The sequence below is a fragment of the Halopseudomonas sp. genome, assembly GCF_038130085.1.
GTDB lineage: Bacteria > Pseudomonadota > Gammaproteobacteria > Pseudomonadales > Pseudomonadaceae > Halopseudomonas.
On sequence record NZ_JAYPMU010000010.1, the window covers coordinates 1 to 20,632 of the forward strand.

At 62.3% G+C, this 20,632-nt stretch carries 23 protein-coding genes, 1 pseudogene and 1 riboswitch; of the genes and pseudogenes, 18 read left to right on the forward strand and 6 right to left on the reverse strand.

All coding sequences use genetic code 11. The features are described 5' to 3' along the window. Positions 1-52 precede the first annotated feature (52 nt). The 3 genes and pseudogenes from AAFM31_RS09230 to AAFM31_RS09240 all read right to left on the reverse strand — a co-directional run bounded on the left by AAFM31_RS09230 (position 53) and on the right by AAFM31_RS09240 (position 1,354). Entirely contained in the window at positions 53-334 is a 282-nt protein-coding gene (locus tag AAFM31_RS09230; protein ID WP_341707630.1) for a recombinase family protein, read from the reverse strand. A 40-nt stretch (positions 335-374) separates the two neighbouring features. Beyond that, positions 375-1,022, reverse strand: a pseudogene (locus AAFM31_RS09235) (magnesium chelatase domain-containing protein); the annotation flags it as partial. Between the two features lie 86 nt (positions 1,023-1,108). After that, positions 1,109-1,354 carry an accessory factor UbiK family protein gene (locus AAFM31_RS09240; RefSeq protein ID WP_341707631.1) on the reverse strand — a complete coding sequence of 82 codons (246 nt, stop codon included), beginning with the start codon at positions 1,352-1,354 and terminating at the stop codon, positions 1,109-1,111. Between the two features lie 320 nt (positions 1,355-1,674). Here AAFM31_RS09240 and AAFM31_RS09245 point away from each other — a divergent pair, with 320 nt between their 5' ends. From AAFM31_RS09245 to AAFM31_RS09255, 3 genes are read left to right on the forward strand one after another with little or no spacing between them, the layout of a single operon-like run. Then, positions 1,675-1,872 carry a hypothetical protein gene (locus tag AAFM31_RS09245; RefSeq protein WP_341707632.1) on the forward strand — a complete coding sequence of 66 codons (198 nt, stop codon included), beginning with the start codon at positions 1,675-1,677 and terminating at the stop codon, positions 1,870-1,872. 55 nt (positions 1,873-1,927) lie between these two features. Then, the gene (gene glnK, locus AAFM31_RS09250) at positions 1,928-2,266 is read left to right on the forward strand and encodes a P-II family nitrogen regulator (protein WP_088276303.1); all 339 of its coding nucleotides are present in this window, start codon (positions 1,928-1,930) and stop codon (positions 2,264-2,266) included. A gap of 51 nt (positions 2,267-2,317) precedes the next feature. Continuing rightward, positions 2,318-3,568 (forward strand): ammonium transporter, encoded by a 1,251-nt coding sequence (locus tag AAFM31_RS09255; protein WP_341707633.1) that lies wholly within the window; start codon positions 2,318-2,320, stop codon positions 3,566-3,568. A 211-nt stretch (positions 3,569-3,779) separates the two neighbouring features. On the opposite strand, the gene AAFM31_RS09260 is transcribed toward AAFM31_RS09255, so the two are convergent. From AAFM31_RS09260 to AAFM31_RS09270, 3 genes are read right to left on the reverse strand one after another with little or no spacing between them, the layout of a single operon-like run. Further along, entirely contained in the window at positions 3,780-5,123 is a 1,344-nt protein-coding gene (locus AAFM31_RS09260) for an ATP-binding protein (RefSeq protein ID WP_341707634.1), read from the reverse strand. Next, positions 5,101-5,223 (reverse strand): winged helix-turn-helix domain-containing protein, encoded by a 123-nt coding sequence (locus AAFM31_RS09265; RefSeq protein WP_341707775.1) that lies wholly within the window; start codon positions 5,221-5,223, stop codon positions 5,101-5,103. The genes AAFM31_RS09260 and AAFM31_RS09265 overlap by 23 nt, the downstream gene beginning before the upstream one ends. 3 nt (positions 5,224-5,226) lie before the next feature. Further along, a complete protein-coding gene (locus tag AAFM31_RS09270) occupies positions 5,227-5,766 on the reverse strand; it encodes a response regulator transcription factor (RefSeq protein WP_341707635.1) in 540 nt (179 codons plus the stop codon). 161 nt (positions 5,767-5,927) lie between these two features. On the opposite strand from AAFM31_RS09270, the gene AAFM31_RS09275 reads away from it, so the two are divergent. From AAFM31_RS09275 to AAFM31_RS09345, 15 genes are all read left to right on the forward strand, one after another. Then, positions 5,928-6,437 carry a cupredoxin domain-containing protein gene (locus tag AAFM31_RS09275; RefSeq protein ID WP_341707636.1) on the forward strand — a complete coding sequence of 170 codons (510 nt, stop codon included), beginning with the start codon at positions 5,928-5,930 and terminating at the stop codon, positions 6,435-6,437. Next, positions 6,427-8,307: a copper resistance system multicopper oxidase gene (locus tag AAFM31_RS09280; protein WP_341707637.1), complete on the forward strand. Its 1,881-nt coding sequence runs from the start codon at positions 6,427-6,429 to the stop codon at positions 8,305-8,307. The genes AAFM31_RS09275 and AAFM31_RS09280 overlap by 11 nt, the downstream gene beginning before the upstream one ends. Continuing rightward, a complete protein-coding gene (locus tag AAFM31_RS09285; RefSeq protein WP_341707638.1) occupies positions 8,304-9,023 on the forward strand; it encodes a copper resistance protein B in 720 nt (239 codons plus the stop codon). Before AAFM31_RS09280 ends, AAFM31_RS09285 begins: the two co-directional genes overlap by 4 nt. 86 nt (positions 9,024-9,109) lie before the next feature. Further along, positions 9,110-11,449 carry a heavy metal translocating P-type ATPase gene (locus tag AAFM31_RS09290; protein ID WP_341707639.1) on the forward strand — a complete coding sequence of 780 codons (2,340 nt, stop codon included), beginning with the start codon at positions 9,110-9,112 and terminating at the stop codon, positions 11,447-11,449. Positions 11,450-11,536: 87 nt separating this feature from the next. Continuing rightward, positions 11,537-11,962, forward strand: a complete 426-nt coding sequence (locus tag AAFM31_RS09295) for a secondary thiamine-phosphate synthase enzyme YjbQ (protein ID WP_341707640.1) — start codon at positions 11,537-11,539, stop codon at positions 11,960-11,962. A gap of 206 nt (positions 11,963-12,168) precedes the next feature. Continuing rightward, a riboswitch (guanidine-I (ykkC/yxkD leader) is annotated at positions 12,169-12,273 on the forward strand. Positions 12,274-12,328: 55 nt separating this feature from the next. Continuing rightward, on the forward strand, positions 12,329-13,336 hold the full coding sequence (locus AAFM31_RS09300; RefSeq protein ID WP_341707641.1) for an ABC transporter substrate-binding protein: 1,008 nt from the start codon (positions 12,329-12,331) through the stop codon (positions 13,334-13,336). A 52-nt stretch (positions 13,337-13,388) separates the two neighbouring features. After that, positions 13,389-14,414 carry a fatty acid desaturase gene (locus AAFM31_RS09305; RefSeq protein WP_341707642.1) on the forward strand — a complete coding sequence of 342 codons (1,026 nt, stop codon included), beginning with the start codon at positions 13,389-13,391 and terminating at the stop codon, positions 14,412-14,414. Between the two features lie 2 nt (positions 14,415-14,416). After that, positions 14,417-15,202, forward strand: coding sequence for an SDR family oxidoreductase (locus AAFM31_RS09310; protein ID WP_341707643.1), 786 nt, complete (start codon positions 14,417-14,419; stop codon positions 15,200-15,202). Then, positions 15,202-15,957 carry a 3-oxoacyl-ACP reductase family protein gene (locus AAFM31_RS09315; RefSeq protein ID WP_341707644.1) on the forward strand — a complete coding sequence of 252 codons (756 nt, stop codon included), beginning with the start codon at positions 15,202-15,204 and terminating at the stop codon, positions 15,955-15,957. The genes AAFM31_RS09310 and AAFM31_RS09315 overlap by 1 nt, the downstream gene beginning before the upstream one ends. Continuing rightward, entirely contained in the window at positions 15,957-16,838 is an 882-nt protein-coding gene (locus AAFM31_RS09320) for a DMT family transporter (RefSeq protein WP_341707645.1), read from the forward strand. The genes AAFM31_RS09315 and AAFM31_RS09320 overlap by 1 nt, the downstream gene beginning before the upstream one ends. Next, entirely contained in the window at positions 16,838-17,608 is a 771-nt protein-coding gene (locus AAFM31_RS09325) for a creatininase (protein WP_341707646.1), read from the forward strand. The genes AAFM31_RS09320 and AAFM31_RS09325 overlap by 1 nt, the downstream gene beginning before the upstream one ends. Before the next feature lies 1 nt (position 17,609). Next, positions 17,610-18,257, forward strand: a complete 648-nt coding sequence (locus AAFM31_RS09330; protein ID WP_341707647.1) for an isochorismatase family cysteine hydrolase — start codon at positions 17,610-17,612, stop codon at positions 18,255-18,257. Then, positions 18,254-19,036 carry an N-acyl homoserine lactonase family protein gene (locus AAFM31_RS09335; RefSeq protein ID WP_341707648.1) on the forward strand — a complete coding sequence of 261 codons (783 nt, stop codon included), beginning with the start codon at positions 18,254-18,256 and terminating at the stop codon, positions 19,034-19,036. Before AAFM31_RS09330 ends, AAFM31_RS09335 begins: the two co-directional genes overlap by 4 nt. Further along, the gene (locus AAFM31_RS09340; RefSeq protein ID WP_341707649.1) at positions 19,033-19,791 is read left to right on the forward strand and encodes a hypothetical protein; all 759 of its coding nucleotides are present in this window, start codon (positions 19,033-19,035) and stop codon (positions 19,789-19,791) included. The genes AAFM31_RS09335 and AAFM31_RS09340 overlap by 4 nt, the downstream gene beginning before the upstream one ends. Further along, positions 19,788-20,630 carry an ABC transporter permease gene (locus AAFM31_RS09345; RefSeq protein WP_341707650.1) on the forward strand — a complete coding sequence of 281 codons (843 nt, stop codon included), beginning with the start codon at positions 19,788-19,790 and terminating at the stop codon, positions 20,628-20,630. Before AAFM31_RS09340 ends, AAFM31_RS09345 begins: the two co-directional genes overlap by 4 nt. The last annotated feature ends 2 nt before the right edge of the window (positions 20,631-20,632 follow it).

The window sequence follows — 20,632 nt, forward strand, 5'->3', positions numbered from 1 at the left end:
TTCATGGCTTCATCTTCTCAGGAGTTGAAGCCTCCGCGAAACCCGGGGCGGTTCACTCCACAATCAGGTAAGAACCTTTCTTAATGTGTCCTGACTCGACTAGGTCGATGAAACGCTTTAATTGGCCATTTTCACCGACGTGATCAGCTTTGTATGCGGATTTGCCTTTGTCAAAAAAGGTGTATTCAGCAGAGGTCGCAAGGTCGAGCCCGTTTTTGGTGCAGTAATTTCTGATTCCCTCCGTCTGTCTCCTGAAGCTATCGCCCTTGGCCTGCTCTAAGGAGCTAAACCGGATATAGGAATAGGCTTTGGGTTGCGGGGAAGCGCTAGGCATGCTCGGGTTCCAATTCTGATATTTGGTTTTTCAGACATAATAGCAACAGGTTGTGCCCTCCGGCCGCTGCGACGAGCAGTGCCCGCTTTGCCTGTTCCTGCCCCTGTACGTCGGCGAGATCGGCAAGGGTGGGCGGTTGCGGCGGCTGAGCTGGAGGCAGCTCTGGCAGGCTCGCTTCGCCGCGCAGGTGCGCGCACAGCGGCAGCAGGTGCTCTGCAGCGATCAGCTCAATACCGCTGACCAAGGCGGCCTCGGCTGCGTTGGCAGCCGGCAGGATCAGCGTACGACCGGCGTCGCGGCAGGCCAGCGCCACCGGCAGCACACCTTGAATGGGTCGCAGTTCGCCGGATAGGGCCAACTCGCCGATGCATTCGCAGTCAGCCAGCGATTGTGTGGGGATCTGGCCACTGGCGGCGAGCAGGCCGAGGGCGATGGCCAGATCAAAGCGTCCGCCGTCCTTGGGCAGATCCGCCGGTGCCAGGCTGATGGTAATGCGCTTGCTGCCCGGGAACTCGAGCTGGGCGTTCAGCAGGGCACTGCGTACCCGGTCCTTGCTTTCACGTACGGCGGTTTCCGGTAATCCAACCAGCGTCAGGCTGGGCATACCGTTGGCAAGGTGGACTTCGACCTGCACAGCCGGTGCGTCGATACCCAGCCGCGCGCGGCTGTGGATGGTGGCCAGGGACATGATCGCTCCTTGATCAATGACCTGATACTGCCGAGGGTCAGGCGTTCACTAGTGGATTGGCAGCGGGCCGGCTGCCAGGGTGGACATCAGTTGCTCTTGGCTTCCAGCTCGCTGACGCGCCTCTCCAGCGCCTCCAGGCGTTCGCGGGTGCGCATCAGCACTGCCTGCTGGGTATCGAATTCGTCACGGCTGACCACGTCCAGTTTGCTCAACGCGCTTTGCAGCAATGCCTTGAGATGCTTCTCGACTTCGACGTTGGGTAGTCCCTGTTCGCTCATCAGCAGTTTGGTTGCCTGAGCGCTGACGGTGTCGATCACCAGTTTATGCAGCATATGCCTTTTTCACCTGCGGGTTTGAGGGCTGACGGGGCGCTAAGTTTAGCACCCCGATCCGGTCTGCCGTAATCCGCGCTTTGGTTGTGCGTACATTGTGCGCGCGCACCATGGTGTTGCACTACACTGGTGCATGAACCGCGTGTTAATGCTGGCCTATAGCAGTCTTTGTCTGTTAAGTGTCTGAAATTAATAGGAAAAACAAAATTGGCAGGGTTTCTGCAAAGCATGCTCCAGCTGATTCCGGCGGCGTATCCCATAACGGGGCACAGCGTCGGGGCGCAGCCAGAATCGTGAGCGATCACATCGGGAGCACAATAATGAAGCGATTGACCCTGGCAGGTTTGACCCTTGATCCGCTGTCTGGCAGCGGAAACACCCAGGCGCTGCCAGAGGGGGCAGGGAAGCAGTTTACCTCTGCCTGTGTCGAGATGAGTGCGCCGGCATGTGCAGGGCGTGTCGGCGATTCTGACGACTGCGACAGCACTTTTGTTTTGTCCGTTTCTAAAAGCCTCTAACTCGGCATAGACTTGTGCTGTCCCCCAGGGCAGTCCATCACACGGGAGTATCAAAATGAAACTAGTAACGGCTGTAATCAAGCCTTTCAAGCTGGATGACGTGCGTGAAGCGCTGTCTGAGATCGGCGTTCAGGGCATTACCGTAACCGAGGTCAAGGGCTTTGGCCGTCAGAAAGGTCACACCGAGCTGTACCGTGGCGCTGAGTACGTTGTCGACTTTCTGCCGAAGGTGAAGATCGACGTCGCCATCGCTGACGACATGCTGGATCGCGTCATCGAGTCCATCACCAAGGCAGCCAACACCGGCAAGATCGGCGACGGCAAGATCTTCGTGGTCAACCTCGAACAGGCCATCCGCATCCGTACCGGCGAAACCGGCACCGACGCCATCTAAGGCGGGTTGTTCAACAGACAGCAGTAACCAAGCCTATATGGGGGGCTTAAAATGGAAGACATCGTACAAATCAAGTACGCGCTTGATACATTCTACTTTCTGATCTGCGGTGCACTGGTGATGTGGATGGCAGCGGGTTTTGCCATGCTCGAAGCCGGTCTGGTCCGCGCCAAGAACACCACTGAAATTCTGACCAAGAACGTGGCCCTGTACGCAGTAGCGTGCACCATGTACCTGCTGGTCGGTTACCACATCATGTACTCCAGCCCGGAAGGCGGCATCTTCCCGAGCTTCGGCGTACTGATCGGTGCTGAAAACACTGTTGAAGACGTGCTCGCCGGTGGCGACGATGCGCCGTACTACTCGGTTGCTTCGGACTTCTTCTTCCAGGTTGTGTTCGTTGCAACTGCCATGTCCATCGTTTCCGGTGCGGTCGCCGAGCGCATGAAGCTGTTCGCGTTCCTGACCTTCGCTGTGATCATGACTGGCTTCATCTACCCGATCCAGGGCTTCTGGAAGTGGGGCGGTGGCTTCCTGAACGAAGCTGGCTTCCTCGACTTCGCCGGTTCCGGTGTGGTTCACATGACTGGTGCTACTGCTGCTCTGGCCGGTGTTCTGCTGCTGGGTGCGCGTAAGGGCAAGTACGGCTCCAACGGTCAGATCAACGCCATTCCGGGCGCCAACCTGCCGCTGGCTACTCTGGGTATGTTCGTTCTGTGGCTGGGCTGGTTCGGCTTCAACGGTGGCTCGCAGCTGGTTGTATCCAACATCTCCGACGCCAACGCCGTTGCTCAGATCTTCGTCAACACCAACGCAGCTGCTGCTGGTGGTCTGATCGCTGGTCTGATCGTTGCCCGCATCCTGTTCGGCAAGGCTGACCTGACCATGGCACTGAACGGTGCTCTGGCTGGCCTGGTCGCCATCACTGCCGAGCCGCTGACTCCGAGCGGTCTGCAAGCCACCCTGATCGGTGCTGTAGGCGGCGTGATTGTTGTCTTCTCTGTCCTGGCTCTGGACAAGCTGAAGATCGACGATCCAGTCGGTGCCATCTCTGTACACGGTGTCGTAGGTATCTGGGGTCTGCTGGCGGTATGCCTGACCAACAGCGATGCCTCCTTCACTGCTCAGCTGATGGGTATCGTAGTGATCTTCCTGTGGGTGTTCATCGCCAGCCTGATCGTCTGGAGCATCATCAAACTGGTGATGGGCCTGCGCGTCAGCGAAGAAGAAGAGTACGAAGGTGTGGATATTTCCGAGTGCGGTATGGAAGCCTATCCGGAGTTCACCAGCAGCAAGAAGTAATCGCTGACTGAGAACTCGCAACACCAGACGGGGCGCCCATAGGGCGCCCCGTTTTTTTATGTAGTCGGTAGCGCCGCGCGTCTGGGAGGGCCGAGCTCCAGCTCGGCCTTGGTGATGCAGGGAGTGTTGCTGGTCGAGCGGGAGCTCGACCTTGGTGGTGCAGGGCGTGACGCTGGTCGAGCGGGAGCTCGACTTGCCCGGGCGGGGAGGCTTAGGCCTGGGTCGGGATATCGACTCGCACCAGCAGCCCGCCCAGTGTGCTGACCCCAAACTGCACCTGGCCTTCATAGCGCGCCGCCAGATCGCGCACAATGGCCAGCCCGAGCCCGTGCCCCGGCATTTGCTGATCCAGCCGCCAGCCGCGCGTGCCCAGCTGCTCGCGCTCTTCGGCCGGGACACCTGGACCGTCATCCTCGACTACTAACAGACGCTGCTTGCCGTCGTCGCTCAGGCCTACTCGAACTCGGCTACGTGCCCACTTTCCGGCGTTATCGGCGAGGTTGCCCAGCAGTTCGCTGAAATCTTGCTCCTCCACCGGCCAGCGGGCGGCGTCGGCGAGGCTGGAGTCCAGTTCAAATTCGATGTGGCTGTGCAGGCGACCGAGCATCCACAGCAGTTCGCGGGCCTGCTCTAGTGGTTGGCAGCTGCTGCCCGTCAGTGGGCCGCCGGAGTGGCTGGCATGCAAGCTGCCGTCGAGTTGGCGACTGATGTCGTCCAGGCGCTGGCTGATCTGGCTGCGGGCCTCGGGTGTGATTGGCTGGTCGCTGCTGATCAGTTGATTGATTGCCGCGATGGGCGTCTTGATTCGGTGCGACAGATTGGCGTTGGCCTCGCGGACCTTCTGCAGGCGGTGCTGCAAGGTGTCGAGTAGTTGATTGAGTTGACCGATAAGGCCGCTGAACTCCTGCGGTACGGTGTCTCCGAGCCGCTGCAGGCGGCCTTGTTTGAGTGCTTTGAGATCCTGCTGAAGCTGACGCACCGGGCGCATCGACAGCTGCACAGCGAGCAGAATCAGGGCAAACAGGACTACCAGCAGCCCGGCGGCCACTGCTGCGGTCCATAGATGCAGCTCGTGGGCGCTGGCTTGCAGTTGGCTGTAATCCTCGGCCGCGACGATGGTGACCGGCTGGCCATTGACCTGTGTTTCGGTGCGCCAGGCCATGTAGCGGTGGCTGGTCGGTTCTCCCTCGGGTACGCCATGCAGTTCGATGAGACCCTGGTCCGGCAAGTCCAGCCACGGCGTCAGCAGATCCGACCACTGTGGATGTGACAAGCGCGACTGGGCGCCGACCCTGAGCACAAACAGATGATGCGACAGTGCGCCGAAGTAGTTGCCGTCGAGCGCGTCCAGTCCGCTGGGCGTGCCGAGTTGTTGCTCGATCATGGCGACCTCCTGTTGCAGGCGTTCGCGTACGAAGTCACGGGACATGCGTTCGAGCAGCGCGCCATGCAGATACCATGCAAGCAGCATGAACAGGGTGGCGAATGGCAGAAGCCAGAGCAGCAGGGTGGTGCGGATCGAGCGGGTGCGTTTAGTCTCCGGCAGAAAAGACATAGCCTTGCCCCCGTTGAGTCTTGATGGCGTCCCGACCGATCAGCAGGCGCAGCCGGCGGATGTAGGTCTCGATGGTATTGAGGGTTGGTTCGGCGTCCAGGTTCTAGAGCTGCTCCAGTAGTGCTTCCTTCGGATGCAGGCGATTGGGTCGGCTCATCAGGCAGCGCAGCAGGCGGAACTCGGTACCGGTCAGTGGATGCCATTCGCCGTCGGGGGTGCGCACGCGCTGGCGCTCTTCGTCGAGCAGATAACTTCCAGCCTGGATCTGTGTATGACTGCGGCCTTCGCTGCGACGCAACAGGGCCTGCAGCCGGGCCAGCAGCTCCTCGGGGTGAAAGGGCTTGGTCAGGTAGTCGTCGGCTCCGGCCTTGAGGCCATTGACCTTGTCCTGCCAGCGGTCGCGCGCGGTGAGCAGCAGAATCGGTAGGTCGCGTCCGGCGTCGCGCCAGCGCGCCAGCAATTGCAAGCCGTCGCCGTCGGGCAGGCCGATGTCGAGCACGATCAGCCGGTAGTCCTCCTGCAGGCCAAGTTGCTCGGCGGTCACCGCGGATCCGGTCGCGTCGACGGCGAATCCAGCCTGGCTCAGGCTTTCGTGCAGGCTGCTGCGCAGCAGTTCGTCATCTTCCACCAGCAACAGGCGCATCGGCTGGTTCCTTTTTATGTCAGAGGTTCAGTCAGGATTCAGTTTCGCTCGGCAATCTTGAGCTCACCACCGAGATGATGGAGCAGAGAGTGCATCGGCAACCGGGGTGGTTGTCAATTCTGTCGCAGAGGACAGATCCATCGGTTAACAGGAGAGACCGCATGAATCGTACATTGAACTGGCTCGCCACTGGGCTGCTGCTGAGCGCCACTACCACCGCCGGTGCCGCTGCCAGCGCAGGGGGGCAACCCGGTGATCCGCAGCAGGTGACGCGGACCATTGAGGTCGTTATGCACGACAACTACTTCGAGCCTGAGCAACTGTCGTTTGCAGCAGGCGAGACGGTGCGCCTGAAGGTGCGCAACGAAGGCGCCCTGGTCCACGAATTCAATATCGGCACGGCGGCCATGCACGAAGCCCATCAGGGCCAGATGCAGATGATGGTCGATCACGGTGTTATCCGGGGCGATCACCTCAACCGCGAGTTGATGAAGATGGACATGGGTGGTGGGCACAGCATGGCGCACGATCACGCCAATAGCCTGTTGCTGGAGCCGGGGCAGGAGGCTGAGCTGGTCTGGAAGTTCGACCACGCCGACCACCTGGAGTTTGCCTGCAATGTGCCCGGACACTACCAGGCCGGCATGATGGGGGGCATCGATGTTGAGTAGAACGCTGTTCTCGGCGCTGGCGCTGCTGCCGGCGCTGGGCTGGGCCGGTGAGTACCGGCTGACCGTCGACGAGGTGACCATCGACACCGGCGACTTCCGCAAGCAGGGCATCGGCTACAACGGCGCCTCGCCGGGGCCGGTGCTGCGCTTTCGCGAAGGCGAAGACGTCACCATCCATGTTACTAACAACCTGGACGAGCAGACTTCAGTGCACTGGCACGGGCTGATACTGCCGTTTCAGATGGACGGTGTGCCCGGTCTGAGTTATCCGGGCATTGCGCCGGGCGAAACCTTCACCTACCGCTTCCCGATCACGCAGTCCGGCACTTACTGGTTTCATAGTCACTCGGGCTTTCAGGAACCGGATGGCGCCTATGGCGCAATCATCATCGAGCCGAACGGGCGTGAGCCGTTCCGCTATGACCGCGAGTATGTGGTTCAGCTGACCGACAAGCATCCACACTCGGGTGATCGCATCATGCGTAACCTGAAAAGCTCTGCTGACTATTACAACCGTCAGCAGCAGACCGTGGGTGATTTCTGGCGGGACAGTAAGGAACATGGTCTGGCTGCCACCCTCAAGGATCGCCTGATGTGGGGCGACATGCGCATGATGTCCAGCGACATAGAGGATGTGCAGGGCTTCACCGGTTTGATCAATGGCAAAGGGCCTGAGCAGAACTGGACAGGGCTGTTCAAGCCGGGTGAGCGCGTGCGCCTGCGGCTGATCAACTCCTCGGCTATGACCTACTTTGACGTGCGCTTGCCGGGGTTGAAGATGACCGTGGTGCAGGCCGATGGCAATAACGTGCAACCGGTGATCGTCGACGAACTGCGTATCGGTGTTGCAGAAACCTACGATGTCATCGTGCAGCCGAAGGAAGACAAGGCCTACACCCTGTTTGCCGAGTCGATGGGCCGTTCGGGCTTTGCCCGCGGCACGCTAGCTCCGCGCGAGGGAATGCAGGGCGAGATTCCCGAGCTGCGTCCGGCTCCGCTGTTGACCATGGCCGACATGGGCATGGCCCACGGAGGAATGGACCACGGCAGCATGAACCATGGTGATATGGCCGGTATGGACCACGGCAGCATGAACCATGGCGCTATGGCTGGTATGGATCACAGCGGCATGAACCATGGCGATATGGCTGGTATGGATCACAGCGGCATGAACCATGGGGCTATGGCTGGTATGGATCACAGCAGCATGAACCATGGCGATATGGCTGGTATGGACCACAGCGGCATGAACCATGGCGATATGGCTGGTATGGATCACAGTGGCATGAACCAGAGCGCGATGGCCGGCATGGATCACAGTGGCATGAACCATGACGCGATGGCTGGTATGAACCACGGTGCAGCGTCGACTTTGCCCGCTGACCCGTTCTATGCCGAAGGCAGCGGGTTGATCCCCCAGGCCTATAACGATGGACGCTTCCTGTCCTATGCCGATCTGCGCGCACAGAAGCCTTTGTATGACGAGCGTGAGCCAACCCGTGAGATCGAGTTGCGGCTAACCGGCAATATGGAGCGCTACATTTGGTCGATCAACGGCATCAAGGAGTCGGACGCCGAACCGATTCGCCTGCAATACGGCGAGCGGGTGCGCTTCAAATTCGTCAACGAAACCATGATGACCCACCCAATGCATTTGCACGGCATGTGGTCGATCCTCGACGTTGGCGCGGGCCAGTGGAATCCGGTCAAGCACGTGATCAGTGTGGCACCCGGCACTACCGTCTATATGGAGACCGAGGTTGACGCTCCCGGCAAGTGGGCCTTCCATTGCCACCTCTCTTACCATGCGGCGGCGGGCATGTTCCGCACTGTGATTGTTGAAGGCGGCCCCGAGGGAGGTGATTCATGAAGCGGCTGATGATTCCGCTGCTGCTAGCGGTATCGGCGTCGGTCGGCGCCGAGGAAATGCGTCACTCGATGCACCATGGTCACTTCTATGGCCTGCAGGCCGATGCGCTGGAGTATCGCTACGGCGATAGTGGTGAAGAGCTGGGGTACTGGAGCACCGAAGCCTGGTGGGGTACCGATGAGTTGAAGGCGGTCTGGCTGAGCGAAGCCGAGTACGACTTCGACCATAACAGCTGGGAAACGCTCGACAATCGTTTTGCGCTGCAAACGCCGGTCAGCGACTTTTTCGACCTGCGTGGCGGCTTGCGTTTCGATACGCCGGATGGTGAGAACCGGCAATACGCCTTCGTCGGTCTGAACGGCCTACTGCCATACTGGGTGGAATTCGACAGCAATCTATACCTGAGTGAGCATGGCGACGTGTCGCTGGATCTCGCGCTGGAGTACGAACTGCTGCTGACTAACCGGCTGCATCTGACCCCTGAGTTGGAGTTCGACGCGGCATTTTCGGACGACGAGGCGGTGGGCGTAGGGCGAGGCCTGAGCAGCATGGAAGCAGGGCTGCGCTTGAGCTACGACCTGATCGATCGCTCCTTTGTCCCCTATGTTGGCGTGCATTACGAGCGGGCGTTCGGTCGCACCGCTGAGTTTGCGGCAGATGAGGGCGAGGACCGGGATGGTTGGTTCGCGGTAGCAGGGGTACGGCTCGCCTTTTGAGCGCGGCGTCGCGCGTCGGGTGTCCGCGCTATCCTGAATGCAGCTGCTGCTGAGGCAGCTGCATTCACTGGCCACAGGGAGTTTTCATGTCTGACGCACATCATTGCCATCACCATGACGAGCCTGAGACTGGCAGCGGGGTAACCGATCCGGTGTGCGGTATGCAGGTAGATCCGCACGCAACGGCTCACCGCTACACCTATCAGGGGCACACTTGGTACTTCTGTTCTGCGCGTTGTCGGGAGAAGTTTGCCAGTCAGCCGAATGATTACCTCAAGCCGGACGAAAAGGCGGAGAAGGCGCTTCCGGCCGGAACCATCTTCACTTGCCCGATGCATCCGGAAGTTCGTCAGTCCGGGCCCGGTGACTGTCCGAAGTGTGGCATGGCGCTGGAGCCGGAAACCGCCACGGCAGATACCGGCAGTTCGGCTGAGCTGCAGGACATGACCCGCAGGTTCTGGATCGGCCTGGTGCTGACCCTGCCGGTGTTCATCATGGAGATGGGGGCGCATCTGGTGGATCTGCACCAGCTGTTGGCGCCGCAGCAGTCCAACTGGTTCCAGTTTCTGCTGAGCACACCGGTGGTGCTTTGGTGTGGCTGGCCCTTCTTCCTGCGCGGTTGGCGCTCGGTGCGCACGCTGAATCTCAATATGTTTACCCTGATTGCCATAGGTACCGGTACGGCGTGGCTATTCAGTGTCCTGGCAACGCTGATGCCTGGCCTGTTCCCCGAGGCGTTTCGTCAGCACGATGGGTCGGTCGCGGTCTACTTCGAGGCGGCGGCGGTGGTCGTGGTGCTGGTGTTGTTGGGGCAGGTGCTGGAGCTGCGGGCGCGGGAGAAAACTAGCGGAGCTATTCGCGCGCTGCTTGATTTGGCGCCAACGACTGCCCGACGTCTTGATGCTGACGGCGGCGAGCAGGAGGTGTCGCTCGACAGCGTGCAGGTGGGGGATCGCCTGCGTGTGCGGCCCGGTGACCGAGTGCCGCTTGACGGCGAGATTCTGGAGGGGCGTTCGAACCTGGACGAGTCCATGGTTACCGGTGAGCCGATGGCTGTCGCGCGGACGGTTGGAGATCGGGTGATCGGCGGCAGCATGAACGGTCAGGGTGCCTTTGTCATGCGTGCAGACAAGGTTGGTCACGACACCATGCTTGCGCAGATTGTCAGCATGGTCTCCAGCGCCCAGCGCAGCCGGGCGCCGATTCAGGGACTGGTGGACCGGGTTGCTGCTTTCTTCGTGCCAGCTGTGGTGCTTGTGGCGCTGCTCGCGTTTGTCAGCTGGTCACTGTGGGGGCCGGAGCCGCCGATGGCCTACGGCCTGATTGCCGCTGTCAGTGTGCTGATCATTGCCTGCCCTTGTGCGCTGGGACTGGCCACGCCGATGTCGATCATGGTTGGCGTCGGACGAGGGGCGCAGCACGGGGTGCTGATTCGCGATGCCGAAGCGCTGCAGCGCCTGGAGGCGGTTACGACGGTAGTGGTCGACAAGACCGGTACCCTGACCGAGGGCGCTCCTGCGGTGGTCGAGGTGGTCGCTTTTGGCTCTGTATCCGAGGAACAGCTGATGACCCACGCGGCGTCGCTCGAGCGCAGCAGCGAGCATCCGCTGGCGCGAGCCATTGTGGACTACGCCGAGCAGGCAGGTTTGCCCCTGCACGACGCGACCGAGTTTGACTCACCCAATGGCAAGGGCGTGGTTGGCGACGTGCTCGGGCAGCGCGTGGCTCTGGGCAACCGCCTGTTGATGGAGAGTATGCAACTGGAGGTTTCCGGGCATGAAGAGCAGGCGGAGCGTTTGCGTGCTGACGGTGCCACGGTCATTTTCGTTGCGCTTGGTGAGCAGGTTGCCGGGCTGCTGGCCATCGCTGATCCGGTCAAGCAAACCACCGCCCAGGCAGTGCTGGCGCTGCAGGAAGAAGGGCTGGAGGTGGTGATGTTGACCGGCGACAATCGCACCTCTGCCGAGGCAGTAGCACGGCGTCTGCAGATCGACCGAGTGGAAGCCGAGGTACTGCCGGAAGACAAGGCGCGGATTGTTCAGCAGTTGCAGCAGGAAGGACGTGTAGTGCTGATGGCTGGCGATGGTGTGAACGATGCACCGGCGCTGGCGACTGCCGATGTTGGTGTGGCGATGGGGACCGGCACTGATGTTGCCATTGAAAGCGCAGGGGTGACCCTGCTGCGTGGCGACCTGATGGGCCTGGTGGCGGCGCGGCGGCTGTCTCGTGCGACCATGCGCAATATCAGGCAGAATCTGTTTCTGGCCTTTGTCTACAACGCGCTTGGCGTGCCTATCGCTGCCGGGGTGCTGTATCCGCTCAGTGGCCTGCTGATGTCGCCGATGATCGCAGCGGCGGCGATGTCGCTGTCGTCAGTCAGTGTGATCAGCAACGCCCTGCGTCTGCGTGTGAGCCGACTGCAGTAAGTCTCTGGTGCCGCCTGCTGGCTGTCTTGCTCCGTCAGGTGGCCGGCGGCCAGCTAGCGAGCACCTGCTGTCGAGGGATTATCCGCCATGTGGCTACAACGCACCGTTTCACTCAAGCCCCGCGCGCGGGGCTTTCACCTGATTGACGACGAGATTCTCCGCGCTTTGCCGGAGCTGGCCGAAGTGCGCGTCGGCTTGTTGCATCTGTGGCTGCAACACACCTCGGCGTCGCTGACCGTCAATGAGAACGCCGACCCACTGGTGCGCGGCGATTTCGAGGCGTTCTTCCGCCGCGCGGTGCCGGATGATGCGCCCTACTTCAAGCATACCTACGAAGGCCCGGACGATATGACCGCGCATATCAAGTCGAGCCTGCTCGGTGTGCAACTGACGCTGCCGGTGACCGCTGGCAGGTTGGCGGTGGGCACCTGGCAAGGCCTCTATCTCGGTGAGCACCGGGAGCATGCCGGCAGCCGTCGGGTGCTGGCGACGCTGCAAGGGCAGTGCGACTGAACAGGGTGCATCACGGTTCGCTCGCCCCATTTGAGGGCGAAGATCGATGCTGTTAGCGATAGGTGCAGGTGGTACAGCGTGCGCAACTGGCTGAAAAATCGGTCATTTCCGATAATTATCGAAAAGCTGGCACCAACCGTGCATTGAGTCTCAGTGAAACGGGATGAGTCGTCATTGACTCATGACGCATCACACACTGGAGTGGTACTTAGGCGAACTAGGGTTCCGGCTTGCGCTGCAAGTGTCTGGTCCGAGAGTTTTCCGGCTCTCAAGGAATGAGGGCTACACGGCGGGATAAAAGCCCGGGAGACCGTCATGACGACGTTGTCCCCGTGCGCCTTTTCTCACTGTGTAGGAGTTGTACCCATGACCGCCCCACGCTTCAGCTTTATCCGCAAGTCCCTGGCCGGCATCAGTCTGGCTGCCGCTGCCACCCTGTCTCCTGTTGCCGCAAACGCCGCTGATTCCATGACCATCGGTACCGTTGTCTGGGCTGGTTATGGCCCGTTCTATGTGGCTGACAAACTCGATCTGTACGACCAGTTTGGTCTGGATGTCGAACTGCAGTTCTTCAACGATCCGGCGCTGCTGCCCTCTGCCATGGCGGGTAACGCCGTTGACGGCGCCATGCTCACCTACGATCAGGTGGTTGGCTCTGTTGCCAAGGGCCTGCCGCACCGGGTGGTCATGCCGATCGACTTCTCCTACGGCGGTGACGCCATCGTTGCCGACAAATCCATTACCAGCGTTGCCGATTTCAAGGGCAAGCAGGTGGGTTTCAACCCGCTTTCACCGTCCGACTTCCTGCTGGCTTACGCGCTGCAGATCAACGGTATGGGCGAGAAGGACATTCAGTCGGTCAACATGACCCCAGAAGGTATTCCCAGCGCCATGGCCTCCGGCAGTCTGCCGATTGGCGTGACCTATGAGCCGAACGTGTCGCAGATCCTCTCCATGGGCGGCGGCGAAAAATTCCACGTTGTCTACTCCTCCAAGGACGCTCCGGGCCTGATCACCGACGTACTGGCCTTCAGCGAAGAGCAGATCAAGGAAAACCCGGAAGCCATCACCGCGATGATCAAGGGTTATCAGGCTGGCCTGGAATACATGCAGGCGCATCCGGAGGAAAGCGCCGAGATCATCGGCAAGGTACTGGGCGTGACTGGTGCCGAGGCGCTGGAGCAGATGGAAGGCGTCTACAACATCCCGCTTTCCGAGATGGGCCAGAACTTTGTCGAGTCCAGCGAAACCACCTCGTTTTACGGTAGCGGCGCGGTGATCGCCGACCTGTTGCTGAAGAACAAGCAAATCCCGGCGATCCCGGATTTTGCCGACACCTTCGACGCTAGCTTTGTCACTGAGCTGACCCAGTAAGGCCAAGGGCAGGCGCTTTGCGCCTGCCCTGACCGGGACTTGCGGAGGAATCATGTCCACGTCCAAACCACTTTACCGTTACGCCGATGGCCGGGTCTGGAATAGTCTGGCGATTGCCTACAGCGTCGGCGGCTACCTGATTGGCCTCGGCCTGCTGTTGACCCCGTTCTGGCTGGCCAAGCTGGGCGGGCTGCTTTTGCTGGCGCACGCGATGATCATCGGCGCCTACCTGATTCACGAATTTGCCCATGGCACCATTTTCAGCAAGCCAGCCCACAACGCGCTGGCGGGCGAGGTTTTCAGCTGGATGACCGGCGGCTGCTACGCCGACTTTCAGGATCTGCGGCGCAAGCACATGCGTCATCACGTCGACCGTGCCGACGTCATTACCTTCGACAGCAAGGTGTTTATCAACAGCCTGCCGAGCTGGGTGCGCAAACTGATTCTGGCCCTTGAGTGGGCGTATATCCCGGCGGTTGAGCTGATCATGCACTTCTATGTGGTGCTGCTGCCGTTCATCAGCCAGAGCGAGAAACACCGCGCCCGCCGCAGCAAGGTGCTGACGGTGCTGCTGATCCGTGCCGCGCTGTTTGCCCTGCTTGGCTGGCTGTCTTTCAGCGCCCTGGTGCTCTACTGCGCCGCTTGGCTGATCATGGTTACCGTGCTGCGTTTTGCCGATGCCTATCAGCACACCTACGACGCCTTCGCGGTGCTGGAAGAGGACGGCAAGATTCCGGCCGACAAGCTGCGCGACCGCGCCTACGAGCAGCTCAATACCTTCAGCAACGTGGTGTCGCTGCGCTGGCCGTCGCTCAACCTGCTGCTGCTCAACTTCGCCTATCACAACGCCCACCACGAGAAGCCGGTGGCGCCCTGGTATCGCTTGCCCAAGCTGCACGAAGAGCTGTACGGCGACGCCTACCGTCAGGTGGTGCCGATGAGTGAGCTGCTCAGCAGTTTCCACCGCCATCGCGTACGCCGGGTGCTGAGCGATGACTACGGTGTGTTCGTTGATGGTCCCAAGCGTGCCGAGAACTTCTACGGCGCGGTGGGCGTGTCCTTCCTGACGGCGGTGTGAGCATGCAGACGCTGGATTATCAGGGCCGCACCGTGGTGATTACCGGCGCCGCCAGTGGCATCGGGCTGGGGCTGGCGCAGGCCTTTGCCGCGCAGGGCGCGCGGCTGGAGCTGGTCGACCGCAATGCCCAGGCATTGGCGGCGGTGGTTGAGCAGCTCTCGGCGGTGACGCAGGTCCATGGCCGGGTTCTGGATCTGAACGATGACGCGGCGGTATCCGATTACGCCGCCCGACTGGGCCAGCGTCAGCCGCAGGTGGATGTGTTGATCAACAACGCTGGCATGGAGCAGCCAACGCCACTGCAGGATGCCGCCGCCGACGCCAACCGGCGCTGGCAGCACCAGCTGGATAACAACGTGGTGTCGATGCTGCGGCTGACCCGCGCCTTGCTGCCGCTGCTGGGCAAGGGCAGCAGTGTCATCAACCAGTCGTCGATCTGGGGGCTGAGTGCGGTGGCCGGGTTTTCCGCCTATGTCGCCAGCAAGCACGCGGTGATCGGTCTGACCCGCTCGCTGGCCTGGGAGCTGGGCGGGCAGGGTATTCGCGTCAATGCCGTGTGCCCCGGCTGGGTCGGCACCGACGCAGCCATGGCGTCCCTGCGCAATATGGCGCAGGGCAGCGGCCGAAGTGAGGCCGAGGAGCTGGAACACATCCTCGCCGCGCAGGCGATTCCCGAATTGCTGACCCCGGCCGATCTGGCCGGCACCTTTCTGTTTCTCGGCGCGCCGGCCTCGGCCGCCATTACCGGGCAGGCCATCGTGGTCAGTCGCGGGGAGGTCATGCACTGATGTTGAAGGTTGAATTGGCGGGCCAGCGCATTCTGGTCACCGGCGCCGCTACCGGTATTGGCCGCGCCTGCGCGCTGATGCTCGCGGGGCAGGGCGCCGAAGTCTGGATCAACCATCTGGGGCAGGCGGGTGCCAGCGCCGATCTGGTTGAGCAGATTCGCGCGGTTGGCGGCCGCGCGGTGGCGATCGAGGCGGATGTCAGCGACCCGGACGCGGTCGAGGAGATGTTTGCCTGTATTACCGCCACCGGCCCGCTGCACGGCCTGGTCAATAACGCCGGGATCATTCAGGAGCAGTCCTTTCTCGACACCTCGGAAGAGGACTGGCGGCGCATCATGGCGGTCGATCTGGATGGCGTCTATCGCTGCTGTCGCTGCGCGCTGGAAAGCATGAGCGGTGCCGGCCGCGGCGCCATCGTCAATATCGCCTCCGAGCTGGGTCAGCTGGGGCGCGAAAACTACGTTGCCTACTGCACCGCCAAGGCGGGCGTGATCGGCATGACCAAGGCGCTGGCGCGCGAGTTTGCGCCGGCGATTCGCATCAACGCGGTGGCCCCCGGCCCGGTGGAAACCGCGATGGTCTCGCTGGAACACATGAGCGAAGAATGGATTGCCAAGGAGCTGGCCATTCCGGCGGCGCGCCTTGGCCGCCCCGAGGAGATCGCGGCCGCGGTCTGCTTCCTGCTGTCACCGGCGGCGAGCTTTTTTACCGGACAGGTTCTTGGCGCCAACGGCGGCGCCTGGATGGGGGGCTGATGTTGCGTCCGGAGTGGGTACTAATTCTGGCAACGGTGCTCTGGGGCACCAGCTGGCTGCCGCTGCAGGCGTTCGCGGCGCAGGGTATTGATGGCTTTCCCATGGTGCTGGCCAGCTACGGCCTGATCGCAGTGTTTGCCCTGCCGCTGCTGTATTGGCAGCGCGCCGGCTGGTGGCAGCAGCGCTGGGGGGTGCTGGGCATCGTGCTGTTTGGCGGTTGGGCGAACGCGGCGCTGCTGTCATCGCTGTCGCTGGCCGAGGATCTGGTGCGGGTCATGTTGCTGTTCTATCTGGCCCCGGTCTGGGGTGTGCTTGGCGGCTGGCTGCTGCTGCGCGAACGACTGACAGCGCTGCGTCTGGTCGCGCTGGTGCTGGCGCTGGCTGGCATCGGGCTGACGCTGGGCGTCAACGCGCAGACCTTCTCCAGTCTGACCGCGATCGACTGGTTGGCGCTGAGCGCGGGGCTGGGTTTTGCCCTGAACAATCTGGCCACCAGGGCTGCTGACCAAGTGCCGATGCTGAGCAAGACCGTTGCCGCCTTCGTTGGCAGCAGCGTGTTTGCCGGTGCTGCCTGCCTGTTATTTGCCCAGACGCTGCCAACGTTGGCGCCGACGATCTGGCTGTGGATCGCCTTGTTTGCGGTGGGTTGGCTGTTGCTCGCGACCTTGGGCGCGCAATACGGCGTGACCCACCTGGAGGCCAGCCGCGCCGCTGTGCTGGTGGTCTTCGAATTGATTGCCGCCGTGCTGTCGGTGGCCTGGTTCAACGATGAGGTGATCGCCCCGCGCACCTGGCTGGGGGCCGGCATGATCACCCTGGCGGCGGTGATGGCCGGCTGGCCCGAGCGGTCACCCACGCAACTGACGAGGAGTACGTCCTGATGACAAGTGTCTACATGGATCAGATCAGCTGGGTCGATTACCAGCAGCGGGTCGAGCAGGGCGCGGTGGTATTTTTACCCTGCGGCGCGACCGAACAGCATGGCCCGCATCTGCCGCTGGGTACCGATGCGCTGCTGTCGACCGCACTGAGTGCCGATGTGGCGGCGCAGATCGATGGCATCGTCGCCCCGGCGCTGGCCTACGGCTACAAGTCGCAGCCCAAGTGCGGCGGCGGTCAGCATTTCTGCGGCACCACCAGCCTCGACGGCGCCACCCTGATCGCGCTGGTACAGGATGCGGTGCGCGAGTTTGCCCGCCACGGCGTCAAGCGTCTGGTGCTGGTGCTGGGTCACTACGAGAACACCTGGTTTGTCACCGAGGGTATTCAGCTGGCGCTGCGCGAACTGGGGCCCGGCTGCGAGCTTGAAGTCATGCGCCTTGAGCACTGGGACTTCTGCCGCGAAGACACCCTGGACGACATCTTCCCCGACGGCTTTCCCGGTTTTGCGCTGGAGCATGCCGCGGTGATCGAAACCTCGCTGATGCTGCATTACCTGCCGCATCTGGTCAGCCTCGACAAGATCCCCAACGACCCGCCGGCGGACTTTCCGCCCTACGACATGTACCCGACTCGCACCGAGTGGGTGCCGCCATCGGGGGTGCTGTCGTCGGCGCTGGGTTCGACCGCCGAGAAGGGCGCGCGCATGGCCGACGACATCGTCACCGGTATCACCGCCGCCGTGCGTCACGAATTCAAGCTGGAGGCCTGAGATGCTGCCGTTGCTGCCATCGCGCACCGCGTTGCTGCTGATCGACATGCAGCGCGACTTCTGCGCTCCCGGCGGTTATGCCGATCAGGCCGGGCTGGATATCGCCTGCCTGCGCGCGCCGATTCCGGCTCAGCAGCGGTTGCTGGCAGCGGCGCGCGCTGCGGGCATGCTGGTGGTGCATACCCGCGAAGGGCACCGCACGGATCTGTCTGATCTGCCTGACTGGAAGCGTATCCGCGCTGAACGCAGCGGCGCGCCGATTGGCTCAGCGGGCCCGCTGGGCCGGCTGCTGGTGCGTGGTGAGTACGGCCATGACCTGATCGACGAGCTGCAGCCGCAGGCGGGTGAACCGGTGATCGATAAACCCGGCTACTGCGCCTTTGCCGCCACGGATCTGGAACTGATCCTGCGCAGCCGCGGGATCGACACGCTGATCATCACCGGCGTGACCACCGAGGTCTGCGTCAGCTCGACCCTGCGCAGCGCCATCGACCGCGGCTTCAACTGCCTGACCGTGAGCGATGCCTGCGCCTCCGCACACACCGAGTTACACGCCGCAGCGCTGGCGATGATTGGCGTTGAGGGCGGCATCTTCGGCGAGGTCTGTGACAGTGCGGCGCTGCTCAGCGCCCTGCGGGAGGCAGCATGACTCAGGTGCAGAAACTCTGGCCGTTGCTGACCGCCACCCATCACTACGACAAGTCGATCTCGACCCGCGGCCGAGGTCACGGGGTGCAGATTGAGGCGCCGATTTTGGCCTTTCTGATCGAGACCAAGCAGGGGCGGGTGCTGTTCGATGTCGGCTGCGACTACAACAAACTGACTGATCCGCTGCTGCGCGCGCGCTGGTACGACCCGGTGGAGTTCCCCATGGGGCCGCCGCAGATGAGCGAAGAGCAGCGGCTTGAAGCCCATCTGGCGAAGCTCGGGCTGACCTGCAAGGACATCGACATGGTGTTTCTCAGCCACCTGCACTTCGACCACGCCGGTGGCCTGTGCGACGTCTGCGGCGCCGAAGTACACGTGCACGAAGACGAACTGCACGCCGCCCGCGAGCCGGCTGATGACGCCTACTTCGCCGACGACTTTGCCGGCAACGTGCGCTGGCGCCTGCAGCAGGAGGAGTACGACCTGCTGCCGGGCCTGCGAGCGATCAACACGCCGGGCCATACCGCCGGGCACATGTCGCTGATGATCGAGTTGCCGACCGGCGCGCCGGTGATCCTCGCCGGTGATGCCGCCGACCTCACCGAAAACCTCGACGATGAAATTGCCCCGGGCCTGTGCTGGCGCGACCGCGAGGACATGGCGCTGGACAGCATTCGCAAACTCAAGCGCATTGCCGGTGAAACCGGCGCAGAACTCTGGCCGAACCACGACATGGCCTTCTGGCGCACTCTAAAACGTTTCCCGGAGTACCACGCATGAAAGCGGTTCCCGAGGCGTATCACGGCGTCTGGCAGCGCACGCTGCTGCGTCTGTCTGACGGCACCGAGGACACTACTACCCGGGTGTTCTGGTTGCAGAGCGCGCATCTGCACGCGGATCTGCGGATTCCCGATCCAACGCCGAAACTGCCGTTCGAGCGCGCTGGGCAGGCCGGTTTCGCAGGCCTGACCGAAGCCAGTCTCGGCCGTTGCCAGTGGCACCGCGTGATCGACTTTCACCCCGACAGCGGCAGCGATATCGGCAACATGCAGTTCATCAGCAGTGAAGAAGTGCATGAAACGGCGCTCGACGACAGCTATCTGGAAATCTGGCGGCGGCTGCCCGACTCGCGCGGCCCGGTCGCCGAACTCTGGCTGCAGAGCGCCGATGGCTCCGGCCGTCAGGCCTGTCTGCTGCGCGCCGGCGACTACTTCATGTTTGCCGCTGACCGCCCCGTGCGCTTGGGCCGTGGCCGCTCGCTGCGAGAGTACCTGCAACACGACAGCGCCCGGAGTGCCGAGCACCTGCTTGGCTGCGAGCTGACCTTTGGCCGCATTCAGGGCGGCGACCGTCCGTGGCAGATCGTCTTCAGCACACTGCCGGCAGCGACCGGCGGCCTGTTTTCCGTACCTGCCGACCCGGCGCGCTGGGATGCGCTGCCGGTCGCCTGGCTGGGTATTCACCCCCCTGAAAATGGCTGGCGTCCGGCACCCTTGCCTCGCCTGCAGGACCTCACCAAGGAGACTCTGGTATGAACGCACCAGCCCCCGTGCCTGAAACCGCTGTGGCCGTGGCCAAGCGCAAACCCCGTTCGCGCTGGTGGACCGTGCGCGGCAGCCTGTCCTCTCGCACCAGTGCCTTGCTGACCGCACTTGGCCTAGCTGCGCCGTTTTTCATCTGGTGGCTCTACAGCGCGCTCGGCCTGAATGATCCGCTGTTCATGCCCGGCCCCGGTGCGGTGCTGGAACGGGTGGTCAACTGGTGGCAGGAAGACGGCCTGTGGGACGACATCTGGATCAGCGTGTACCGGGTGATGGCGGGCTTCTTGCTCTCGGCCATGATCGCGCTGCCGCTCGGTTTGTATCTGGGTACCTACAAGCCGGTGCAGGCGACGCTGGAGCCACTGATCGACTTCATCCGTTACATGCCGGCGGTCGCGTTTATTCCGCTGGTCATGCTCTGGGTCGGGATCGGGGAGGGCTCGAAGATTCTGATTATCTTCATCGGCACCTTCTTCCAGATGGTATTGATGGCCGCCGAAGACATTCGCCGGGTGCCGATGGCGCAGATCGAAGCGGCGCAGACCATGGGCGCCTCGCGCAGCGAGATCATCCGCCTGGTGGTATTGCCCTCGGCCCGCCCGGCGCTGCTCGACACGCTGCGCATCACCTGCGGCTGGGCCTGGACCTATCTGGTAGTCGCCGAACTGGTGGCCTCCAACTCGGGCCTTGGTTACGCCATCCTTCGCGCCCAGCGCTACATGCACACCGACAAGATTTTTGCCGGCATCCTGCTGATCGGCCTCATTGGTCTGCTGACCGACCAGGCGTTCCGCTGGCTCGGTCGCCGCGCCTTCCACTGGCAGAAGAGGTAAGC

Bases quoted from the DNA above. Each gene is read 5' to 3' on its own strand.
- AAFM31_RS09290 (WP_341707639.1), top strand. From the start codon at position 9,110: ATGTCTGACGCACATCATTGCCATCACCATGACGAGCCTGAGACTGGC.
- AAFM31_RS09245 (WP_341707632.1), top strand. From the start codon at position 1,675: ATGAAGCGATTGACCCTGGCAGGTTTGACCCTTGATCCGCTGTCTGGC.
- AAFM31_RS09320 (WP_341707645.1), top strand. From the start codon at position 15,957: ATGTTGCGTCCGGAGTGGGTACTAATTCTGGCAACGGTGCTCTGGGGC.
- AAFM31_RS09260 (WP_341707634.1), bottom strand. From the start codon at position 5,123: ATGTCTTTTCTGCCGGAGACTAAACGCACCCGCTCGATCCGCACCACC.
- AAFM31_RS09295 (WP_341707640.1), top strand. From the start codon at position 11,537: ATGTGGCTACAACGCACCGTTTCACTCAAGCCCCGCGCGCGGGGCTTT.
- AAFM31_RS09270 (WP_341707635.1), bottom strand. From the start codon at position 5,766: ATGCGCCTGTTGCTGGTGGAAGATGACGAACTGCTGCGCAGCAGCCTG.
- AAFM31_RS09345 (WP_341707650.1), top strand. From the start codon at position 19,788: ATGAACGCACCAGCCCCCGTGCCTGAAACCGCTGTGGCCGTGGCCAAG.
- AAFM31_RS09230 (WP_341707630.1), bottom strand. From the start codon at position 334: ATGCCTAGCGCTTCCCCGCAACCCAAAGCCTATTCCTATATCCGGTTT.
- AAFM31_RS09280 (WP_341707637.1), top strand. From the start codon at position 6,427: ATGTTGAGTAGAACGCTGTTCTCGGCGCTGGCGCTGCTGCCGGCGCTG.
- AAFM31_RS09310 (WP_341707643.1), top strand. From the start codon at position 14,417: ATGCAGACGCTGGATTATCAGGGCCGCACCGTGGTGATTACCGGCGCC.
- AAFM31_RS09275 (WP_341707636.1), top strand. From the start codon at position 5,928: ATGAATCGTACATTGAACTGGCTCGCCACTGGGCTGCTGCTGAGCGCC.
- AAFM31_RS09300 (WP_341707641.1), top strand. From the start codon at position 12,329: ATGACCGCCCCACGCTTCAGCTTTATCCGCAAGTCCCTGGCCGGCATC.
- AAFM31_RS09255 (WP_341707633.1), top strand. From the start codon at position 2,318: ATGGAAGACATCGTACAAATCAAGTACGCGCTTGATACATTCTACTTT.
- AAFM31_RS09285 (WP_341707638.1), top strand. From the start codon at position 8,304: ATGAAGCGGCTGATGATTCCGCTGCTGCTAGCGGTATCGGCGTCGGTC.
- AAFM31_RS09330 (WP_341707647.1), top strand. From the start codon at position 17,610: ATGCTGCCGTTGCTGCCATCGCGCACCGCGTTGCTGCTGATCGACATG.
- AAFM31_RS09315 (WP_341707644.1), top strand. From the start codon at position 15,202: ATGTTGAAGGTTGAATTGGCGGGCCAGCGCATTCTGGTCACCGGCGCC.
- AAFM31_RS09325 (WP_341707646.1), top strand. From the start codon at position 16,838: ATGACAAGTGTCTACATGGATCAGATCAGCTGGGTCGATTACCAGCAG.
- AAFM31_RS09335 (WP_341707648.1), top strand. From the start codon at position 18,254: ATGACTCAGGTGCAGAAACTCTGGCCGTTGCTGACCGCCACCCATCAC.
- AAFM31_RS09340 (WP_341707649.1), top strand. From the start codon at position 19,033: ATGAAAGCGGTTCCCGAGGCGTATCACGGCGTCTGGCAGCGCACGCTG.
- glnK (WP_088276303.1), top strand. From the start codon at position 1,928: ATGAAACTAGTAACGGCTGTAATCAAGCCTTTCAAGCTGGATGACGTG.
- AAFM31_RS09240 (WP_341707631.1), bottom strand. From the start codon at position 1,354: ATGCTGCATAAACTGGTGATCGACACCGTCAGCGCTCAGGCAACCAAA.
- AAFM31_RS09305 (WP_341707642.1), top strand. From the start codon at position 13,389: ATGTCCACGTCCAAACCACTTTACCGTTACGCCGATGGCCGGGTCTGG.